General features: G+C 69.3%; 6 protein-coding genes. 3 read left to right on the top strand and 3 right to left on the bottom strand.

The window, feature by feature from the left end:
• The first annotated feature begins 273 nt into the window (after positions 1–273).
• Together ACX9MO_RS17130 and ACX9MO_RS17125 are read left to right on the top strand one after the other, a co-directional pair.
• Positions 274–10,026 (top strand): amino acid adenylation domain-containing protein, encoded by a 9,753-nt coding sequence (locus ACX9MO_RS17130; RefSeq protein ID WP_462212712.1) that lies wholly within the window; start codon positions 274–276, stop codon positions 10,024–10,026.
• Positions 10,023–12,791: a condensation domain-containing protein gene (locus ACX9MO_RS17125; protein WP_462212711.1), complete on the top strand. Its 2,769-nt coding sequence runs from the start codon at positions 10,023–10,025 to the stop codon at positions 12,789–12,791. The genes ACX9MO_RS17130 and ACX9MO_RS17125 overlap by 4 nt, the downstream gene beginning before the upstream one ends.
• 29 nt (positions 12,792–12,820) lie before the next feature.
• On the opposite strand, the gene ACX9MO_RS17120 is transcribed toward ACX9MO_RS17125, so the two are convergent.
• Complete coding sequence (locus ACX9MO_RS17120; RefSeq protein WP_462212710.1) at positions 12,821–13,534, bottom strand: 4'-phosphopantetheinyl transferase family protein; 714 nt, start codon at positions 13,532–13,534, stop codon at positions 12,821–12,823.
• A 77-nt stretch (positions 13,535–13,611) separates the two neighbouring features.
• Between ACX9MO_RS17120 and ACX9MO_RS17115 the strand changes: the two genes are divergently transcribed.
• The gene (locus ACX9MO_RS17115; protein WP_462212709.1) at positions 13,612–15,378 is read left to right on the top strand and encodes a CocE/NonD family hydrolase; all 1,767 of its coding nucleotides are present in this window, start codon (positions 13,612–13,614) and stop codon (positions 15,376–15,378) included.
• Positions 15,379–15,822: 444 nt separating this feature from the next.
• On the opposite strand, the gene ACX9MO_RS17110 is transcribed toward ACX9MO_RS17115, so the two are convergent.
• Positions 15,823–16,932 (bottom strand): glycosyltransferase, encoded by a 1,110-nt coding sequence (locus ACX9MO_RS17110; protein WP_462212708.1) that lies wholly within the window; start codon positions 16,930–16,932, stop codon positions 15,823–15,825.
• Positions 16,925–19,120 (bottom strand): GumC family protein, encoded by a 2,196-nt coding sequence (locus ACX9MO_RS17105; protein WP_222489794.1) that lies wholly within the window; start codon positions 19,118–19,120, stop codon positions 16,925–16,927. The genes ACX9MO_RS17110 and ACX9MO_RS17105 overlap by 8 nt, the downstream gene beginning before the upstream one ends.
• Positions 19,121–19,250 lie beyond the last annotated feature (130 nt).

The following is a 19,250-nucleotide window of genomic DNA, read 5'->3' as shown; positions in this document are numbered from 1 at the left end:
GCCCCGGTTTCGGGTATAAGGTGACGAATTGATTAAACCGCACTTCTCTATTGTTTCCCAGATCGCGCCGCACCGGGGCCATTTCGGTCCTGCGACGGGTCTTCAACCCGCTACGAGGTCCTCCATGACCGTGAAGACTGACCGCAAGCCGGACACGGCAAGAAAGATTGCTGCCCAACTGAAAGCAACCTCTGCGTGTGCGACCGCCTATAACCTCTCCTTCGCATTCAAACCCGCCGCCATGCCGGTCCGCCGGCCCCTGAGGGGGCGCTGATGACCGAGGCTGACCTGCTGCAGCGCTTCGATGCCGCTGCCCCACTCTATCCCGTCTTTGCCCGCATCGCCGCCGCGCGGGCCGATGCGCCGGCCCTGCTGACCGCTGGCGGCCCGGTCTCCTACGCCGATCTCGCCGCCCGAGCCGAGGCTGCTGCGGGCTGGCTTCTGGATCAGGGCGTCACCCGGGGGGCCTTCGTGGGGTTCCTCGGCGGCCGTTCGGTCGAGGCGATCGTCGCCATGCTGGCCTGTTTCCGCGCCGGTGCCGCCTGCGTGCCGCTGGACCCGACCCATGCGCCGGAACAGCTCTCCTTCATCGCGGGCGACTGTGGGCTGGCGGCCTGTTTCCTCTCCACCGCCCATGCCGATCTGGCGGGTGAGACCCTTGCGGCCGACACGCCCCGCATCGCCCTGAGCGAGGCCGCGGCCTTGCCGCATGTGCCCCGCGACTGGCCCGAAGGGCATGGCGATGACGTGGCCTATCTTCTCTATACCTCCGGCACCACCGGCACGCCCAAGGGGGTGCTGACGCCCCAGCGCGCGGTAACGGCGCTCGTCCTCGACCAGACGCTGACGCAGGTGCGCGCGGACGACGTGATCCTGCATGCCTCCACCATCGCCTGCGACGGCGCGATCTACGACATCTGGGGCGGGCTTCTGACCGGGGCGCAGGTCGCCGTGGTCGAGGCGGCCTTCCCCTCGCTCGACGACGTCGCCGCCGTGATGAAGCGTGACCACGTGACCGTGGCGGGCTGGTACGCGGGTGTGCACCACCTAATGATCGAACATCACGTGGACGCCTTTGCCACCATGCGGCTGTCCATTGCCGGGGGCGACGTGATGTCGCCGCCCCATGCCGCCAAGCTGGTGAAGGCCTGGCCGCAGATCACGCTCTGCAATGTCTTCGGGCCCACGGAATGCACCACCGACAGTCTCGGGCTGAAGGTCACGCCCGAGCTGGCCGCTGCGGGGCCCCTGCCCATCGGCACGCCGCTGGCGCAGACCTCGGCCTTCGTGGTCGATCCCGAGGGCGCGCCCCTGCCCGCGGGCGAAGTGGGCGAGCTGGTCATCGGCGGCCCCGGCGTGGCGCTCGGCTACCACGGGCGGCCCGACAAGACGGGGGAGGTCTTCATCAAGGACCCGCGTCCCGGTCAGGACGGCACCGTCTATCGCACCGGTGACCTGGCCCTGGAACGCGCCGACGGTGTCTTTGAATTCCACGGCCGCGCCGACCGTCAGGTCAAGCTCGCCGGTCGCCGGATCGAGCTCGACGGGGTCGAGCATGAGATCCGCAGCGCCCCCGGCGTGGCCGATGCCATCGTCGACGTGACGGGCAGCGGCGAGGCCAAGCAGATGGTCGCCTTCCTGCGCCCTGAGGCCCCGGTCACCGACGCGGCCGCCTTTACCCGCGCCGTGCTGGCCCATGCCGCGCAGAGCCTGCCGGAAACCACGCTGCCCCGCACGCTGCACCTGCGCGACAGCTTCCCCCTGACGCCCGCGGGCAAGGTCGACCGCCGCGCCCTGCGCGAGAGCCTGCCCAAGGCCGCCGCCCCGGCGCCCCACGCCAAGGCGCAGGGCATCCGCGCCATCGTGGGCGCGGTCTGGGACGAGATCCTGCACTGCGGCCCGGTCGCGGACGATGTCACCTTCTTCGAGGCCGGTGGCACCTCCATGGACCTGATCCGCGCCCATGCGGCGCTGGAGAAGCGGCTGGATACGAAATTCTCCATTACCCTGCTCTTCGAGGTGCCCCGCTTCGGCGCGCTTTGCGAGCGGCTGGCCAAGGCCGCGCCCGAGGTCTCGGGGCCGCTGCGCGCCCGGGTGAAGGCCAACGAGCCCATCGCCATCATCGGCATGGCGGGCCGCTTTCCCGGATCCAAGGACCTCGCCGCATTCTGGGAGCACCTGAAGGCGGGCGACAACCTGATCCCGCAGTTCTCGCCCGAGGAGATCGAGGACGATTATTCCCCGGCCGAACGCGCCATGGCCGCCTATGTCGCCGCCCGCCCGTGGCTGCCGGATGTGGACCTCTTCGACGCTAAGTATTTCAACATGCTCCCGCGCGAGGCCACGGTGACGGACCCGCAGGGGCGCATCTTCCTCGAGGTCTGCCACGAGGCGCTGGAACAGGCCGCGCTCGACCCCGCCCGCTATCGCGGCGCCGTGGGGGTCTATGCCGGGTCGACCCAGTCGACCTACCTGCTCAACAACGTGCTGCAAAGCCGGGCCGAGCTGGATCGTTTCCTCACCGGGTTCCAGGTCGATGATTACACCCAGCTGACCGGCAACGACACCGACAGCATGGCAACGCGGATTTCCTACCGCCTCGGCCTCACCGGGCCTGCGCTCTCCGTGAACACCGCCTGCTCGACCTCGCTGGTGGCCATCGGTCAGGCCGTGGCGGCCCTGCGCGGCGGTCAGACCGACGTGGCGCTTGCCGGCGGGGTCTCCATCACCTTCCCGCAAAAGCGCGGCTACATGGCGATCGAGGGCGGCATGGCCGCGCCCGATGGCGTCTGCCGTCCCTTCGATGCCGAGGGCGCGGGCACGGTCTTTGGCCATGGCGCCGGGGTGATCGTGCTGAAACGGCTCTCCGATGCAGAGGCCGATGGCGACAATATCCTCGCGCTGATCAAGGGCGTGGGGCTGAACAACGACGGCGCGGACAAGATCTCCTACACCGCGCCCTCTGTCACCGGGCAGGCCATGGCGATCCGCATGGCGCATCAGGATGCCGAGGTCGAACCGGGCTCGGTCTCCTTCGTGGAATGCCACGGGACGGCCACGCCGCTTGGCGATCCGATCGAGATCGAGGGGCTGACGCAGGCCTTTGCCGGCTCCTCCACCCCGTGCGCCCTTGGCGCGGTGAAGGGCAATATCGGCCACATGGATGCCGCCGCCGGCATCATGGGCGTGATCAAGACGGTGCTGGCGCTGCAGCACACGCAGATCCCGCCGGTGGCCAACTATCGCGCGCCGAACCCGCGCATCGACTTCTCGCAGGGGCCGTTCTTCGTGGCCGATCACCTGATCGAGTGGGAGAGCGACGGGCCGCGCCGCGCCGGTGTCTCGTCCTTCGGGGTTGGCGGCACGAACGCGCATATCCTGATGGAGGAGGCCCCGGCCCCTGCCGTTCAGACGCCCGCGATGGACCGTCCGCAGGTGCTGCCGCTCTCCGCGAAATCGCCCGAGGCGCTGTCCCAGATGGCCGCCGAACTGGCCACTGCGCTGGAGGCCGGGGATGCGCCCGCGCTTTCCGCCGCCGCCTTCACGCTGCAGGAGGGCCGCCGCGCCCATCCGCTGCGCCTGACCGTCGCGGCGACGACCAATGCTGAGGCCGCGGCCGCCCTGCGCGCCGCGCCCAGCCCCCGCAAGCCCGCGCCACAACAGGCACCGCAGCTGGTCTGGATGTTCCCCGGGCAGGGCTCGCAGTTCCCCGGCATGGGCCGTGGCCTTTACGAGAGCGAGCCGGTCTTCCGCGACACGATCGACGAGGGCGCCGCCCTGCTGGAGCCCCTGCTGGGCCTCGACATCAACCAGCTGCTCTGCTTCGGCGAGGTCTCGGATGCCGAGGCCGCGCGTGCCCTGCGCGACACCAGCCTGACGCAGCCTGCGCTCTACCTGACGCAGGTGGCCAATGCCCGCCTGTGGCTGTCGCGCGGGATGACCCCGGACCGGATGATCGGCCACTCGGTCGGGGAATTCGCCGCCGCCACCGTGGCCGGCGTCATGTCCTTCGCCGACGGGCTGCGGATCATCGCCGAGCGTGGCCGCCTGATGCAGGACCTGCCCGGCGGGGCCATGCTGGGCGTGAAGGCCAAGGCCGAAGACATCGCGCCCTTCCTGTCCGACAGTGTCCAGCACGCCGCGCGCAATGCGCCCGGTCTGCAAGTACTGGCCGGGCCCTTCGATGCCATCGAAGCCGTCGAGGCGCAGCTGACGCAGGCCGGTCTCGCCTACTCGCGGCTGCATACTTCGCACGCCTTCCACTCGGCCATGATGGACCCGGTGGTCGCGCCGCTGCACGAGACCGTGGCGAAGATGACGCTCGCCGCGCCGCAGATCCCCGTCACCTCCTCCGTGACCGGCGAGGAGCTCGGGGCGCAGGCCACCGATCCCGGCTACTGGGCCGCGCAGGCCCGCGCCTGTGTCGACTTCCGGGCCGCCCTCACTACCGCCGCCGAAGGGGCGGTGCTGATGGAGATGGGCGCGGGCACCACGCTCTGTGCCTTTGCCCGCCAGACGCTGGGCCGCGACCATGGTGCAACGCCGGTGCAGACCCTGCCCGATCATTCCCGCGCCGGTGAGGATGCCCTCGTCTCGGCGCAGACCGCCGGCCAGCTCTGGTCGCTGGGCCTGCCCCTCGACTGGGCGAAACTCGGCCCCCGCGATGCCCGCCGGGTGCCGCTGCCGACCTATGCCTTCCAGCGCAAATCCTACTGGATCGAGCGGAAGGCCCAAGACGCCGCGCCGGTGCAGGCCGCCGCCGCGCCGCCCGACCCGACATTGACCGCGCCGCCCCCGGTGGCCGCCCCGCAATTCCAAGAGCAGTCCATAGAAACAACCGTTGCCAGTGAGCCCCAGATGTCCGCACCTCGTACCGACCGACTGACCACTGAACTGATCGCCCTCTTCTCCACCCTCTCCGGCGAGGATTACACGCCCGAGGATGCGGGGGTGCCCTTCCTCGAACTGGGGCTCGACAGCCTCTTCATGGGGCAGCTGAGCCAGGGGCTCGCCAAGGAATACGGCGTCGAGATCGGCTTCCGCGAGCTGATGGCGAACTGGCCCACGATGGAGGCGCTGGCGGCCCATCTCGACGAGATGCTGCCGCCCGAGGCCGCACCGGCTGCCGCGCCTGCTGCCCCCGTGGCTGCCCCGGCCCCCGTCGCCGCTGCCCCGGCTGCAGCCCCTGTCACAGCCCCCGCGATGCCCGCCGCCGCCGGTGACATGGCCGCGCTGATGCAAAGCCAGATGGCGACGATGCAGGCGATCTTTGCCGAACAGATGCGCGCCCTCGGCGGGGCCCCGGCTGCCGCTCCGCAGGCCGCGATCCCCGCGCCCGTGGCGGCCCCGGCCCCGGCACCTGTCGCGGCACCGGCACCTGCCGCCGCTGCACCGGCGGCAACGCCAGCCGAGAAACCGGCCAAGAAAGAGTTCAAGACCGGCCGCGGCGCCTCTGTCACTGGCGGTGAGTTCGACGAAAGCCAGCTGGCCTTCGTGAAGGACCTCTGCGCCCGCTACACGGACAAGCATCCGAAATCCAAGGCCTACACCCAGCAGTACCGCAAGCCGCTGGCCGACCCGCGCACCGCGGCCGCCTTCCGCCCCGAATGGAAGGAGCTGACCTTCCCCATCGTGGCCGAGATCTCGAAGGGCGCGCATATCACCGACATCGACGGCAACGACTACGTCGACGTGGTGAACGGCTTCGGCCAGACCGCCTTTGGCCATTCGCCCGATTTCGTGGTGGACGCGGTGAACCGCCAGATGGAGCGCGGCTTCCCCATCGGCCCGCAGGCCGACGAGGCCGGGCCGCTGGCCGCGCGCCTGTCGCAATGGCTGGGCCATGACCGGATCACCTTCTGCAACACCGGCTCCGAGGCGGTGATGGCCGCCATGCGCGTCGCCCGCACCGTCACGGGGCGCGAGAAGATCGTGGTCTTCGGCAACGATTACCACGGCCAGTTCGACGAGGTGCTGATCAAGGGCAAGGCGCGCTCGGGCGGGGAGCCCACCGCGCTGCCGATCGCGCCGGGCATTCCGCGCTCGGGCCTCGCCAACATGGTCGTCGTGAATTATGGCGGGCAGGACAGCCTCGACTGGATCACCAACAACATCAAGGACATCGCCGCCGTGATCGTGGAGCCGGTGCAGTCGCGCCATCCCGAACACCGGCCCGAGGACTTCGTGCGCGAGTTGCGCCGCATCACCGCTGACGGCGGCGCGGCGCTGGTGATCGACGAGGTCGTGACCGGCTTCCGCACCTCCAAGACCGGGCAGCAGGGCGTCTGGGGCATCAAGCCCGACATGGCGACCTACGGCAAGGTGCTGGGCGGCGGCATGCCCATCGGCCTGCTGGCAGGGTCGTCGAAGTTCATGGATGCGCTCGACGGGGGTGACTGGCAGTTCGGCGATGACAGCCAGCCCGAGGCGATCCCGACCTTCTTTGCCGGCACCTTCGTGCGTCACCCGCTGATCCTGGCGGCGCTGACCGCCACGCTCGACCACATGGAAACGCCCGAGGGCGCGGCGCTCTGGACCGATGTGGCCGACCGCTGCCGTGACCTTGGCGACCGCATGAAACAGGCCATGACGGATCGCGGCCTGCCGGTGCTGGTCGAGCAATATTCCAGCTGGTTCGTCATCAAGGTGACCGAGGAAGACCCGCGTGCCTCGCTGCTCTACCCGCTGATGCGGATGGAGGGCGTGCACATCATGGACGGCTTCTGCGGCTTCCTGACCACGACCCATTCGGCGGCGGATATCGAACGGATCTACACCGCTTTCTGCTCGGCGCTGGATACGCTGCTGGAGAACGGCATCCTCGTGCACCTGCGCGCTCCCGACTGGCAACCGAAACTGACCGGCGACCAGCTGAAAGGCATCCCGCTGACCGAGGGCCAGTCCGAAATCTGGATGACCCACCAGATGGGCGGCAAGGCCGCTGCCAGCTTCAACGAGAGTGCCTCGCTTTTCATGGAGGGCCCGCTGAACCAGACCGCGCTGGAAGCGGCGCTGAGCGATCTCGTCGCCCGGCATGATGCCCTCCGCGCGCGCTTTGCCCGCTCTGGCATGTCCTTCGACATCCTCGATGCGGCGCCTGTCACCCTCGACCTGATTGACCTGAGCGGCGAGGCCGAGCCCGAGGCCGCCTACCGCGAGGCGCTCGCGGCCGACGTGGCCGAACCCTTCACGCTCACCGATGCGGACCCGCTGCGGCTGTCGCTCTTCAAGCTGGCCGAGGACAAGCACGTCCTGATCTTCACCGCGCACCACATCATTGCCGATGGCTGGTCCTTCGGGGTGCTCTTCGACGATCTGAACGCGCTCTACACGGCCCATGCCGAGGGCACGTCTGCCAACCTGCCCACCGCGCCCTCCTTCGCCGCCCATGCGCGCAAGGAAGCCGGCAAGCAACCGGCGGGTGAGACGCTGGCCTACTGGCGCGAGACCTTTGCCGATGTGCCCGCCCTGCCCGACCTGCCCACCGACCGCCCGCGCGGCGAACGGCGCGTCCATGACGGGGCCACCGCCACGGCCTTCGTGCCGCTGGACGTGGCCAAATCCGTCCGCAAAGCCGGCGCGAAACAGGGCTGCACCCTCTTCGCCACGCTCTTCGGTGCGTTGCAGATGATGGTGGGCCGGATGGCCGGGACCTCGGACGTGGTGCTGGGCGTGCCCACGGGCGGTCAGGCGCTGCTGGCGAACCAGTCACTGGTGGGTCACTGCGTGAACTTCCTGCCGGTGCGCGCCGCCTTCGACATGCAGGCCCCCGTGGCTGATCACCTGAAGGCGCTGTCCGGCAAATTGCTGGAGGCCTTTGATCATCAGGAGATCACCTATGGCACGCTGGTGCGTGCGCTGGAGGTGCCCCGCACCCTCAACCGGCTGCCCCTGACCGAGATCGAGTTCAACGTCGAACGCTACTCCGACGAGGGCGGCATGGCGGGGCTGACGACCCATGTGGAGCCGAACCCCAAGGCGGCGGTGAACTTCGACCTCTTCTTCAACGTCTGCGAAGTGTCGGAGGGGCTGCGCCTCGACCTGCACTACAACAGCCACCTCTTCGACGCCGAAACCGCCGACCGGCTGCTGGCCCGCTTCCGGGGCGTGATGGAGGCGATTGCCGCCGACACCGCGCAGCCCGTGGCCGCCCTGCCGGTGCAGGACGCCGAGGAAGCCGCCAAGGCCGCGGCGATCAGCGACACGCTGAATGCCACCGCCCGCGCCTATGACCTGACGCAGACCCTGCCCGCGCTGACCCGGGCGACCGCGGCGACCCACGCGGGCAATGTGGCCGTGGAATGCGGTGACAGCCGGCTGACCCATGCCGAACTGGACGCGAAATCCGACGCGCTTGCCGCGCTGATCCAGTCCAAGCTGGGCGCGACCAAGACCCGCGTGGGCGTGGCCCTGCCGCGTTCCACCGACATGCTGGTGGCGCTGCTGGCGGTGCAGAAAGCGGGCCATGCCTATGTGCCCCTCGACCCGCGCCAGCCCGCAGCGCGCCTGCGCTCGATCCTCGAAACGGCACAGGCCGCAGCCGTGGTCACGCTGGACGCCGCGCCCGAGTATGCCGAGGGCCTTGGCCTGCCGCTGATCTCGCCCGCCGAGGCAACCGCCGGGGCGACGCCTACACCGGTCGCGCTCGAGGCCGAGGACCCGGCCTACGTCATCTTTACCTCCGGCTCGACCGGCACGCCCAAGGGCGTGGCGATCCCGCACCGCGCGGTGGTGAACTTCCTGCATTCCATGGCCGAGGCACCGGGCTTCACCGCCGAAGACACGATCCTCTCGGTCACCACCGTCATGTTCGACATCGCGGTGCTGGAGCTTTACCTGCCGCTGATCACCGGGGGCAAAACCGTCATCGCCACCACAGAGGAGGTGATCGAGGGCTTCCCGCTGGTCAAGCGCATGGCGCAGGGTGACATCACCGTCATGCAGGCCACGCCGACGCTTTGGGACATGCTGCTGGATGCCGGGCTGAAACCCGCCGCCGGGCTCAAGATCCTCGCCGGTGGCGAACCCCTGCCGCAGGACCTCGCCGACAAGCTGCGTGCCGGGGGGGCCGAATTGTGGAATATGTACGGGCCCACCGAGACGACGATCTGGTCGACCGTCAAGCAGATCGACGGCGTGGTCAGCGCGGGCCATCCGATCGCCAACACCACGCTGCACATCCTCGATGAGCAGGACCGCCCGCTGCCCGTGGGCACCGTGGGCGAGCTGAACATCGGCGGCGACGGTCTGGCGCTTGGCTACTACAACCGCCCCGACCTGACCGAGGCCGCCTTCCGCCCTGTCACGATCAACGGCACGGCACAGCGGCTCTACCGCACCGGGGACCTGGCGAAGATCACCGCCGCCGGTGAGGTCGAGATCCTCGGCCGGATCGACACGCAGGTGAAACTGCGCGGCTTCCGCATCGAACTGGGAGAGATCGAGACCCGGCTGCGCGCCTGCGAAGGCGTCGACAAGGCCGCCGTCGCGCTGAAGGCCCGGCCCAACGGCGACAAGCAGCTGGTGGCCTATATCGTGCCGTCAGGTGCCGCGCCGGAGGCCGCCGCGCTGTCGGCCACGCTGGCCGAGACACTGCCCGACTACATGGTACCGCGCGCCTACGTGACGCTCGACGCCCTGCCCCAGACCGCCAACGGCAAGCTTGACCGCAAGGCCCTGCCCGAGCCGGTCGAGGCGGTGCAGGCCGCGCCCGCCGCTGCCCAGGCCCCGGCCACCGAGACAGAAACCCGGCTGGCCAAGATCTGGGCCGAGGTGCTGGGACTGAAGAGCGTCGGCGTCACCGATACGCTCTATGCCATGGGGGCCGACAGCCTGATGGTCTTCCGCATCGCCGCGCGCATGCTGGACGAGGGGCTGAACCTTGAGGCCAAGGACATGCTGGCCCATCCGACGATCCGTGAGCTGGCGGCCTTTGCCGACAGCCGCGGCGACGCGGAAGCCCCCAAGCGGCCCTCCCTGCGCGACTTCCGCAAGGGCGCCCGCCGGAACGAGGTGAAAGCATCATGAGCACGCCCACCGCAAAGACCCCGCAGGGGATCGTGGCCGAATTCCCGGCCTCGGCCACGCAGAAGCGCTGCTGGTTTCTCGACCAGATGCGCCCCGGCAACCCGGCGCTGAACGTCGCCGTCCGCTGGGAGCTGCGCGGCAATGTCTCGGCCAAGGTGCTGGAGGAGGCGTTCCAATACGTCATCGCCCGCCACGAGGTGCTGCGCACCCGGCTGGTCGAGGGCGAGGACGGCCCGGTGCAGCAGGTCGCAGCCGCGGTCGAGTTCAAGCTCGACCAGGTCGACATCCGCGCCGCCGTGCAGGGCGATCCGCTGCTGCGGGTCGACGCCATCGCCCGCGAGAACGCCGAGCGGCCCTTCGACCTCTCCAAGGCCGGCCTGCTGCGCGCCACGCTGGTGCGCTTCGAGGCCGACCGCGCCATGCTGCTGATCGTGGCGCACCAGAGCTGCTTCGACGGCTATTCCATCGGCGTGCTTGGCCGCGAGATCGGCATCGCCGCCGATGCGATCAACCGCGGGGTGGAGCCCGACCTGCCCGAGCTGCCGCTGCAATACGGCGACTATGCGCTCTGGCAGCAGGAATACCTCGCCTCCGGCGTGCTGGACGAGGAGACGGAATACTGGACCGCCGCGCTCCATGACATGCGCTATTTCGAGATCGAGCCCGACCGGGCCCGCCCCGCCGTGCGCTCGGTCGAGGGCGCGCAGGTCGACATGGACCTGCCGCCCGACTTCGGTGACCGGCTGGCCAAGGCCGCGCAGGCGCGCGGCATGTCCACCTTTGCCTTCGGCTGCGCGGTCTTCTCGGCCGCGCTGCAACGGATGACCGGCGAAAGCGACGTCAGCTTCGGCAGCCAGATCGCGGGCCGCAACGATGTCGACCTCGAGCCGCTGATCGGCGTCTTCATCAACAACCTCGTGCTGCGCTTCGACGTGGACCCGGCGAAACCCTTCGCCGCCCATCTCGATCAGGCAAGGGAGGTCGTCACCGGGGCGCTCAGCCACCAGACGATGCCCTTCAACCAGCTGGTGCAGGTGCTGAACCCGGTCCGCGATGCAGGCCGGAACCCGCTGATTTCGATCAACTTCAACCTCCAGACCGTGTTCATGAAGACGCAGGAGTACGAGGGTTTCTCGCTGCGCTCCTCGCCCAGCCATGCGCCGGGCGCGGTCTATGACATGGACGTGGCCGTCATCGGCCGTCCGACCGGCTGGCAGATGAACGCGGAATTCCAGTCGCAGCTCTTCGAGGCCGAGACGATCGCCGCCTTCCTCGACCTGCTGGCGCAGGCCTTCGAACAGGCCTTCGCCGAGGCGGAGGCGCCGATTGCCACGCTGCCCCTGCCCGAACGGCTTGCCAACCGGCGCGACCGGTCCTCGCGGGCGCTCTCGCGGGTCGAGGAGGCGCTTGCCGCCCATGCCTACGTGGCCGAGGCCGCCGCGATCTCGGACGGGACCGAGACCTATGGCTTCGTCACCCCCGCGCCCGGCACGACCGTGGCGCTGGAAACCCTGCCCGACGTGCTCATGGATCACCTCGCCCAGAAACTGGCCGAAGCCGACATGCCGCGCGGTGTCTCGGTCCTCGCCCTGCTGCCGCGCAAGCAGAACGGCGCGTTGAACCGCGCCCTGCTGCGTCCGCCCGCGCAGCGCCGTGACGCCGCCCGTGCCTCACGGCGTGCCGTCGATCCCGAGGTCGCGGCCCGTATTCGCGGCATCTGGCAGGAGCTTCTGGGGCTGGAGGCGGTGCCCGACACGGCCAGTTTCTTCGACCTCGGCGGCGACAGCCTGCTGACGGTGCGGATGCTGACCCGCATCCGCGAGGCCTATGGCCTCGAACTGGGGATCGCCACGGCCTATGAATATCCCACGCTGACCACACTGACCGGCGCGGTCTGGGAGCGGCTGAGCGCCAAGGCAGAGGCCACCCCGGCCGAACCCGACTGGCGCATCCTGCCGCTGCGCAAGGATGGTGCGGGCGTGCCGCTGATCTCGGTCAACAACGCGGCCACGCCTATGGCGCTTGCGCAGGACGGCACCACACCGCGCAAGGCCACCTGCGTCCGGCTCTTCGAGGGCGATCACGGTCTCGACCAGACCGACCGCAGCTTCGAGGAGGTGGCCCGCGCCTATGCCGACCTCGTCCGCGAGGCGCAGCCCGAGGGGCCCTATCTCTTCTACGGCAACTGCGTGCACGGCAACCTCGCGCTGGAGACCGCGCGCATCCTCCATGCCGAGGGCGCGGAGATCGCGGGCGTGACCATGAAGGACGTCTGGGAGCCGGGCTATGCCGAGGCGCTCCTGAAGGACCCCAAGATGCGCAAGGCCGAGAAGTGGCAGGCGCTGCGCAACCGCATCCGCATGGTGCGCGAGGGCGAGATGTCCTTCTGGGCCATGCTCGACATGTACCGTGTCGCCCGCAAGACCGGGATCGTCCATGCGGCCGAGGCGCTCGGCCTCTACAATCGCGCCCATGCCTCCGACCTCGAGGAGGAGCAGCAGCGCGCGATCAGCTATCTGTCCAAGGCGCGCGATGCCTACCGGCCTGCCCCGGTGGATTTCCCCGTGCTCCACGTGGTGACCGAGATCACCCCGCAGGGCAGCGGCTTCTCTCCCTCCATCGGCTGGGAGAAGGTCGTGGCGGAGGGCCAGCTGAAGACGGTGCATATCCCCAAGGTCAGCGTCGTGGGCAACAAACGGTCGGGGACCGAGGCCTTCGCGCGGGAGATCGAGACCTTCCTCGCGGAGCGGGGCGCGGCGCGCTGAGGCCCGCGTTGGGGCGCTCACTTGAGCTCTCACCGGGGCAGCGGCAGCTGTCCCTCGCGGATCGTCAGGCGCGGAACGGGACATCCCCGTCCGCGCCCGGCGCAGAGGGCCAGTGCGCCCGCCATCCCTTTTCCGGTGTCGAGGTCGGTCAGCGACCAGTCGGCGGGCCCACCCGGGGCCAGCGGCGTCTCGATCCGGGTGATCGCCGCCCCTGCGCCCGGCGCCTGCGTCACGTCGAAATCGCTGAGCGGCATCGAGAGACCGGGCCCCACGGCCTTCACCACCGCTTCCTTGCGGGTCCAGATCCGGAAGAAGGCGCCCTGCCATGCGGCGCTGCCCACCTCGGGCATGGCCGCCACCTCGTTGGGCGAGAAGAAGCGCGCGGCGACCATGGGTTCGACCTCGCGGTGCGCCTCGATGTCGAGGCCCAGCAAAAGCCCCTCGGGCGGCGCGGCACAGACGGCAAGCGCGGCCCATCCGCCCGCATGGCTGAGGTTGAAGAGCGGCCCGCCCGCCAGCGAGGGCTTGCCCTCGGCGTTGTAATCGAAGCGCAGCGCATCGGCAGGCTGACCCGTGTACTGGCCAAGGATCTCGCGCAGGCGCCCACGCCCGATGGTGAAGGAGGCCCCGTGTCCGGGCCGTACGAAGCGGTCGGCCCGCGCCACCTCGTCGGGCGAAAGGCAGGCACGGTAGCCACAGTCGTCCCCGGTCAGCGGCCAGAAATACAAGTCGATATCGATCACGTCCGCCATTCCCCTCGGCCCGGCCCGCAGGATAGACTGCCCCGCAGAGGCCGGTCGAGAGCTAGATGAAGAAGCGCATGATATCCATAGCCTTGCTGGGCCTCGGGGCCCTTGCCGCCGGCGCCATCGCCTATGCGATGCTCGGCGATCCGCGCGGTGATCTCTGGCGCCTGCGCCAACACCAGAAGCAACGCGCCTTCCTGAAGGAGCTGAGCCCCGCCACCCGGCAGAGCGACCTCATGATCCCGATGCGCGACGGGATGCGGCTGGCCACGGACCTCTACCTGCCCGCGGACGGGGCCGAGACCCGCGCCGCCGTGCTGCTGCGCCTGCCCTACAACAAGAACGCCTTCGGCTCGGTCCGGCACTACGTCCCGATCTACCTTGCACGCGGCTATGCCGTGGTGGTGCAGGACATGCGCGGGCGCTACGGTTCCGAGGGAATCTTTGCCCCCTATCCCAATGCCGCCACCGATGGGGCGGATACGCTGGACTGGATCACCCGGCAGGACTGGTCCGACGGTCAGGTCGCCACCATTGGCTGTTCCGCCCTGGGTGAGAGCCAGATCGTGCTGGCCGCGCACCGTCCCCCCGCGCTGAAGGCGATCGTCCCCATGGGCGCGGGCGGCGCGATCGGCACCGCCTTCGGCACCTACGGCGCCTTCGGCTTCTTCGAGGGCGGGATCTTCGCGCTCGCCTCCGGGTTCGGCTGGTTCGCCACCGAGGGCGGCAAGAGCAGCGCCCATATGGGCAGCCCCCGGATCGACTATGCCACCGCCCTGCGGACCTTGCCGCTGCGCGATGCCGTGGCCGCCGCCCGGCCCGATCCGACGGATTTCGAGGCCTTCCTCGACCACTTCGAGGAGCCGGAATTCTGGAACCTCGAGGGCTTCATCTCGGATCAGGACCGGTTCGAGACCCCCGCGCTCATGGTGGACAACTGGTATGACGGCGCGCGCGAGACCCTGCTGATGAGCCGCCAGATGCGCCGCACCGCCCCCGATCAGCACGTGATCATCGGGCCCGGCACCCATTGCGAGGCCGAGGCCCCCTTTGACCGGGGCCGCGTGGGCGACCTGCCGGTGACCGGCGCGGCGCTGGATTTCGACGAGATCTTTGCCCGGTTCATCGACGCACAGACCGGGCGCGGCCCGGGGCCCGACCTGCCGCCCTACCTCGTCTACGTGCTTGGCGCCGACACATGGCGCGGGGCCGAGAACTGGCCGCCGCAGGACACGACCGCGCGGGTGTTCCACCTCGCAGGCGACCGGCTGGCGGCGGATGGCGCGCCGATGGCGCCGCGGTCTTTCGTCTCCGATCCCGCCGATCCGGTGCCGACGCTGGGGGGCGCGATCTGCTGCACCGGCGATCCGGACCTGAAGACCGGGCCCATCGACCAGCGGCCCATCGAGGGGCGCGCGGACCTGCTGCTCTTCACCTCCGATCCGATGGAGGCGCCGCTGGTGCTGGCCGGTCCGATGCGGGCCGAGGTGACGGTGGCGGTGGATGCGCCCGACGCGGACCTCGTGCTGCGGCTGACGGATGTGGCACCGGACGGGATGTCGCGGACGATCCAGGAGGGCGCACTGCGGCTGCGCTATCGCAAGGGCTTCGATGCGCCGGACCTGCTGGAGCCGGGCGTGCCGGTGACCGTTTCGGTGGACCTGCGGGACATCGCCTACCGGCTGGAGGCCGGGCACCGGCTGCGGCTGCACGTGGCGGGATCGTCCTTCCCGCGGCTGGCGCGGAACCCGCAGACCGGCGGCGATCCCTATCGGGAGACGGAATTGCGCAAGGCCGAGATCACGGTGCTCGGCGGACGGGTGATCTTGCGGGAGTGGTGAGGACGGCGTTGCGGGCGGCTGGTCAGGGCAGCGCGATCCTGTCGGTCGCTTTTTGGGCGTCCGCCGGGAGACTAGGCAAAACCCGTGGCCCTGACACGGTCTTCCCTCCCGATCTACCACGCAGGGCAGCGCCGTCCCGCGGGGTGGCGCATAAGCGCCGGTCGCTACTGGGGCGCCATTGGTCCGAGCCCCAATGGCGGCGGGTCGGCGCTGCCCGGCCTATCGGCCGGGCGGGTGGTGGATGGAGTGTGCAGAGCTGGAATTGGCTGGTGCAAAGCGGTGCGCTTTGGGCCGACACTATACGGGGCATTTTGGATCGGCACTTTGCGGGCGGGGCACTTCTAGCAGCGGCCACGATCCATGAAGCGGCCACGTGGACACGCACCATACGGGACGGTGATCCCGTCTCGCCCACCGTTCAGCGGAAAGCAGACGACAGCCCGCTCACGCCCCGATCTTCGCCAGGCTCGCCCGGATCCCCGCCTGGAACGTCGCCTCGTCGAACTTCGCCGCATGGGCGACCAGGGCTGCCGGGTCCAGATCGGCCTCAAGCTCGCGCTCGAACCGCTCGACCGCGTCGATCAGCCCCTCGACGTTCTGCTCGCGGTAGAAGACGCCCGTCTGCCCCTCGACCACCGTGTCGAGAATGCCGCCGCGCCCATAGGCGATCACCGGGCGGCCCGAGGCCATGACCTCGACCGGGACGATGCCGAAATCCTCTTCGCCCGGGAAGATCAGCGCACGGCAGCGCGCCATATGCTCCTTCAGCACCGAGAACGGCGCCTTGCCGAGGAAAGTGACATTGTCCCCCGCCTTGGCCTTCAGCGCGTCGCGGGTCTTGTCCGGGCCGCCGATGACCACCAGCTTGCGACCCATGCGGGTGAAGGCCTCCACCGCCTGATCGGGCCGCTTGTAGGGTGCCAACTCGCCGGCCCAGAGGTAGAAATCCCCCAGCTCGTCCTTCGGCACGGACGCGAAATCCTGCACCGCCACGGGCGGATGCACGATATCCGACTCCCGGCGCCAGTATTTCTTCACCCGGTTCGCCACATGGGTCGAGTTCGAGGCGAAGCCATCGACCCGCGCGGCCGAGGTCACGTCCCAGCCGCGCAGCCCGTGGATCAGCGGCGGCATCAGCGTGCGCGTCAGCAGGCCCGAGCTGTTCCGGTAGGCGTGGTACTGGTCCCAGAGATAGCGCATCGGCGAATGCACGTAGCACAGGTGCGGCGCATCGGGCGGCGCGATGACACCCTTGGCGGGGCCGCTCTCCGAGGAAATCACCAGGTCGTAGCCCGTGAGGTCGATCTCCTCCAGCGCCCGCGGCATCAGCGTCAGGTACTTCTGGTAGAGCTTCGGCGCCATCGGCAACCGCCCCACCCGGGTCTGGGTGATGCGATGCGCGTTCAGCAGGTCACTGGTCTGGCCGGGCACATGGACATGGGTGAAGATGTCGGCCTCGGGGAACATGCGGCAAAGGGATTCCAGCACCCGTTCGCCGCCGCGCATCCCCACCAGCCAGTAGTGGATCAGCGCCACACGGCGGGTGTCAGGCATATTCGGCGTATTCCCAGCTGTAGCTTTCGGGGCTGTTGTTCACGTCCACCAGCGTCATCACGGTGCCGGTCACGGCGATGCCCTGATCGGCCAGCACGCCCAGCCCCTGCCGCACGGCGGGCTTCGGCGTGTCGTTCCACTTCACGAGGTAGATCGCGCTGTCCGCCACCTTGCCGAGCACGAGCGCATCGGGCACCGAAAGCAGCGCCGGGCTGTCGATGAGGATCAGGTCATAGACCTCCTTGAGCCCCTCGATCACCGGTTTCATCCAGCTCACCTGAAGCTCGTCCGCATCCGCGGGCGTCGGCTTCTTCATCGAGATCACGTCGAAGCTGAGCCGCGGGTCGGAGTGCACCGCCTGATCCAGCGTGCAGCGGTCGTGGATGAAATCGCCGAAGTCATGCTCCATCCGCAGGCCGAAGCTGCGCTGCACCGAGGCATGGCGCAGGTCACCGTCGAGGACGAGCACCTTGCGCCCGGCCCGCGCGGCCATCTCGGCAAGCGCCATGACCGTGGTGGTCTTGCCCTCGCCGGGCAGCGAGGACATCACGAGGATCGCCTGCGCCCGCTTGGAGGAGCCGAGAAGCGTCGTGCGCAGGTAGCGGATACGTTCGGCATAGGCGCCGTTCGGGCTCTGGCGCAGCTCGTTCACCGCCGCGGCGGAAGAGACCCAGGGCCCGGCGGGCAGCGTGGCGAGGATCGGCAGCTCGGTCTCGCGCTCCAGCTCGTCGGGACGGCGGAAGGCGTTGGAGGTCAGCGCCATGTAGAGCACGGCCGCCAGCCCGCCCAGCATCCCCACCATGCCGCCCATGACGGTCATCAGTTTGGGACGCGGCGCGGAGGGCGCGCCGGGAATGGTCGCGCGCTCGATCAGCTTGGCGTCGGGTTCCTGCAGCTGTTCCTGCGTCTGGGTGACGGTCAGCCGCGACAGCAGCGTCTCGTAGGCGGTGCGCGCGGCAGAGGCCTCGCGTTCCAGCTGGCGCAGGCCGATGGTGGTCTGGGACATCTCGGCCGCCTTGGCCTCGGTCTCGGAGACCTGGTCGCGCATGGTCTGCTCGCGCAGGCGCGCCACTTCCACGTCCGAGCGCATCTGCTCGACGATCCGCAGCACTTCCTTGTCGAGCTGGTCGTTGAACCGGTCGATCTGGTTCTTCAGGCGCACGCGCTCGGGATGCTCGGGGCCGAAGCGTTCGGCCCAGACGGCATCGTCGCGCATCAGCGGTGCCCGTTCGGCGATCAGCTGTTCGATCAGCGGCGAGGTCACGACCTCGGCCACCGCGTCCACACCGCCGGTGTCCATCAGCTGGGTCACGCGGTTCAGCTTGGCCTCGGCCGCGACACGGTCGGTCCGGGCCAGGGCCAGCTGGTTGTTCAGTTCCGTCACCTGCTCCTGCGTGGTGGCGAGGCTTCCGCCCTCCGCCTGCAGGGACTGGGTGCGGTATTCCTCGACCTTCTGCTCGGCCAGTTCCACGTCCTGCCGCAGCTGGTCGACGCGGGCGCCGATCCAGTCGGAGGCGCGGGCGGCCTTGCCCTGACGGCTTTCCAGCTGGTCCGCGAGGTACTGGTTGGACAGCGAATTCGCCAGCAGCATGGAGAGTTCGGGGTTCACCGTCTCGACCCAGATGTCGATGACGTAGCTTTCCCCCTCGCGGGCCACGGAGGTGGCGCGGCGGATCGCCCAGACGAGCGATTCCATGCGCGCCTGCTCCTGCGCCTCGGGCGAGAGCGGCGGCGGGGCATCGGCCCCCAGCAGGCCCTTCACGGTCGACTTGGCGCGGCTCATCAGCGAGGGCGTGGCGAGCGCCGGGTCGATCGGGGCGAGTTTCTCGAGGCCAACGTCGCGGATCACCCGCTCGATCAGCAGGTTGGAGCGCAGCACCGCGACCTCGGAGTTCACCACCTGATCGGTGAGATCAAGGTTCGAGACCACCTCGGTATCCGTCACCACGCGGCTCTTGCGCGGGTCGAGCATGACCTTGGAGAGCGCGGTATACTGCGGGGTGATCTGCGAGGTCAGCAGGAAGGCGACGACCATCCCGGCCAGCGTTGTGCCGATAATGATCTTCTTGCGCTGCCAGACGGCGCGCATCAGACCTTTCAGGTCAACGTAATCCGGTTCCTGCTCCGGCGATTTCGGAGAGCGGAACACGACGGGATCGGCATTCAGGTTCATGACCCTGGGGCTCACGGTAGGCTTCCTTGCTCGACAACGGACCCGGCCGGCGCGTGTGCACCGGCGGCTCCCCCGACTGTGTTTCCGGTCCTATTGGCTGGACCTGTGGGGCCTTTGGCCCGGTGATCTTGGCGGCCTTCGGCCC

The organism is Pseudooceanicola profundus, assembly GCF_054919315.1.
This window is presented reverse-complemented; position numbering and strand designations above follow the sequence as displayed.

What these genes read in the sequence shown, in the direction of transcription:
- ACX9MO_RS17130 (WP_462212712.1), top strand. Translation starts at nt 274, where the DNA reads ATGACCGAGGCTGACCTGCTGCAGCGCTTCGATGCCGCTGCCCCACTC.
- ACX9MO_RS17125 (WP_462212711.1), top strand. Translation starts at nt 10,023, where the DNA reads ATGAGCACGCCCACCGCAAAGACCCCGCAGGGGATCGTGGCCGAATTC.
- ACX9MO_RS17115 (WP_462212709.1), top strand. Translation starts at nt 13,612, where the DNA reads ATGATATCCATAGCCTTGCTGGGCCTCGGGGCCCTTGCCGCCGGCGCC.
- ACX9MO_RS17110 (WP_462212708.1), bottom strand. Translation starts at nt 16,932, where the DNA reads ATGCCTGACACCCGCCGTGTGGCGCTGATCCACTACTGGCTGGTGGGG.